Source organism: Desulfobulbus elongatus DSM 2908 (assembly GCF_000621145.1).
Lineage (GTDB): Bacteria > Desulfobacterota > Desulfobulbia > Desulfobulbales > Desulfobulbaceae > Desulfobulbus > Desulfobulbus elongatus.
Genome location: NZ_JHZB01000080.1, coordinates 1 through 2,406, shown reverse-complemented (window position 1 = coordinate 2,406; position 2,406 = coordinate 1). Strand labels below are relative to the sequence as shown.

The window sequence follows — 2,406 nt, the reverse complement described above, 5'->3', positions numbered from 1 at the left end:
CCGACAGGGTGGCCGGCTTCCACCGGAACAGGTGGCCGGCTTCCACCGGAATGCCCGGCCGGCTTCGACTGGAATGCGTGGCCGACTTCACCGGAATAGGCAATCTTCCGTGGGAACAACGTGTTGCCTCTTTCCTGATCCATGCGGAAAGAAGCCAAAAAGCCCGGCAACTTCAGGAATCTTTCAAAAATTTTTTGGAAGAGATGCTGGATGACGAAGACGAACCCGAACAACGGAAAGGGAAAAAAACATCCGTCTGGCTTGTCGCCGTACCGGAAAAAAAGGAAAGATGACCCAATGGAGAGCAGCTATGATCCAGCCGGGCTTTTTTGATCTTCAGACCCGATTGCACAAAATCGACACGGACAGCAACCCGTTTGCCAAAATCAACGAGACGGTCAACTCGGAGATGTTGGTTTTTCAATGATTGTGTGACTTCTGCTTTGCTGGACTGGTATTGCGGTCTGAGGCGTTGGGGAATTCGACACCTGAAGTAGTAAGTGCCGAATCGATTCTGAGTGATGAAAACGGGAAAAGCGCAAGACATTGTGTATCACCCGTGTGTGACACATCTAATCTTGCGCTTCTTGTCGCTAATCATCTAATTGGTTTTATTAGATAATTTATGCTTACTGGTCGGGAAGAGAGGATTCGAACCTCCGACCCCAGCGTCCCGAACGCTGTGCTCTACCAGGCTGAGCCACTTCCCGACTATTTAATTTTCCTGCTTAGGCAATATAGGGCTATTTTGTGCGCCTAACGGGGGGGGGCAACCACTCCGATGCTGAACGATGCCCTGCCCTCACTTTACCCCATGCCGAATGCGGGTAGTGCTTTAGCATACTCTGAACATCGTGTCCAGCCCTTTTCTTTACTTGGTTCCCCCTTTCCCGCAAACAGAAACGAGGGCTTTCTCACTGGTCATTGTTGCCGTGGCACCGCTTCTGATCGGGAAAAAGATGACTAACAAAAAAGCTGGCCCAAGGCCAGCTTATTCCATTCCATACAACGAGTATTCGTCTCTCAGTTGACAGCGTCCGACAATTTACTGCCTGGCTTGAACTTGGCGATCTTCTTGGCAGGAATCTCGATCATCGCACCAGTCCGGGGATTTTTCGCCTTGCGCGCGGTCCGTTTGACAGTACTAAACGTTCCAAAACCAATCAGGATAACCTTGTCACCCTTGCCCAAAGCACTCGACACAGCCATCAGCATTCCATTCAATGCTTTTTCAGCCGCAGCTTTACTGATGTCGGCCGCTTCCGCCATCGACTCAACCAGTTCTTTCTTGTTCATTCTTCCCTCCCAGAGTTTTTGAGCAATTGCCACAACAGCCGGGCTTCTTCACACCCGACGCGGCATCTGTAGACGATTTCGAAACTAAAATAAAAAAAGAAATCTTTGTCAAAGGAAAAAAAAGGCCCATCCGGCCGTGTCGCCCCATTATGCGGGCTTTTTCATCGCGCAGGGGCTGGAATGTATCTTAATCTCTCCCGTGGAGGTGTAACAGCACTTTGTCCACTCCATGTTGCTGAAAAAAACGCAGCAACGCCATCCTGACACCGGGCTCGGCCAGGAATGCAAAATCCTCGGAGCGGATTTCCAGATGCACCTCATACTCTTGGCTGTCGCAAAGCCGAACCCGGCAGCCAACCAGACCAAACAGCTCCAGTCCTCTCTCCAGCACCGCCACCCGTTGAAGCCGATCGCTGGTAATGCTCATTCCAGTGGGAATTCGAGTGGCCAGGCAGGACGCTGAGGGACGGTTCCAAGTGGCCAGACCGAGCCACTGGCTCAACTGGCGAACATCGGCCTTGTCGAGGCCTGCTTCCACCATGGGTATGCGTACTCCCAATTCATGAATGGCACGCAGTCCGGCACGATGCCCCTTGAGGTCATCAGCATTGGTACCATCCACCAACCAGGAAAAACCATGCCGCTCCAGACGTTCGCGGAACAAGGAATAAATCCTGAGCTTGCAGAAATAGCAGCGATCTGCCGCATTGTCCACGAACTCTTTCCATTCGAGCGGTTGCAGTTCGATGATCTCCATAGCGATTTCAGATCCATAGCCGTTTATCTGCGGCCATTGGACCGCTTGGTCGATCTCGCTCTGGGCGAGCAGTTCGGAACGGGCGAACAATGCCAGCACATTGCCGGCCCCCAGGGTATCAAGGGCACATTTCAGCAGAAGCGAACTGTCGACACCACCGGAAAAGGCGATCGCCACCCGATCATAGCCCCGCAACACTGCTCTTAATTTCTCAAATTTTTTCTCAAATTTGGTTTCGGGTCGCACCTGCAGCCTCCGATTTTTCTAAGTGCTTATCCAGAAATAAATTGCTCGCAATTTTCCCACCTCCGGCTAATATCCGTTGAAACCAAGCAACGGGGGGAGAAATGGCA

At 51.7% G+C, this 2,406-nt stretch carries 3 protein-coding genes, 1 tRNA gene and 1 pseudogene; 1 reads left to right on the top strand and 4 read right to left on the bottom strand.

The features are described from left to right. Positions 1-293, top strand: a 293-nt coding sequence (locus Q362_RS0117645; RefSeq protein WP_028319691.1) for a hypothetical protein, incomplete at its 5' end; no start/stop codon positions are given. Positions 294-430: 137 nt separating this feature from the next. Here Q362_RS0117645 and Q362_RS25050 read toward each other — a convergent pair. From Q362_RS25050 to larE, 4 genes and pseudogenes are all read right to left on the bottom strand, one after another. Next, positions 431-547, bottom strand: a pseudogene (locus tag Q362_RS25050) (hypothetical protein); the annotation flags it as partial. An 86-nt stretch (positions 548-633) separates the two neighbouring features. Continuing rightward, positions 634-710 (bottom strand) — tRNA-Pro (locus Q362_RS0117635). 313 nt (positions 711-1,023) lie between these two features. Next, positions 1,024-1,323, bottom strand: coding sequence for an HU family DNA-binding protein (locus Q362_RS0117630; RefSeq protein ID WP_281172917.1), 300 nt, complete (start codon positions 1,321-1,323; stop codon positions 1,024-1,026). Positions 1,324-1,483: 160 nt separating this feature from the next. Beyond that, positions 1,484-2,299: an ATP-dependent sacrificial sulfur transferase LarE gene (gene larE / locus Q362_RS21645; protein WP_169737461.1), complete on the bottom strand. Its 816-nt coding sequence runs from the start codon at positions 2,297-2,299 to the stop codon at positions 1,484-1,486. Positions 2,300-2,406 lie beyond the last annotated feature (107 nt).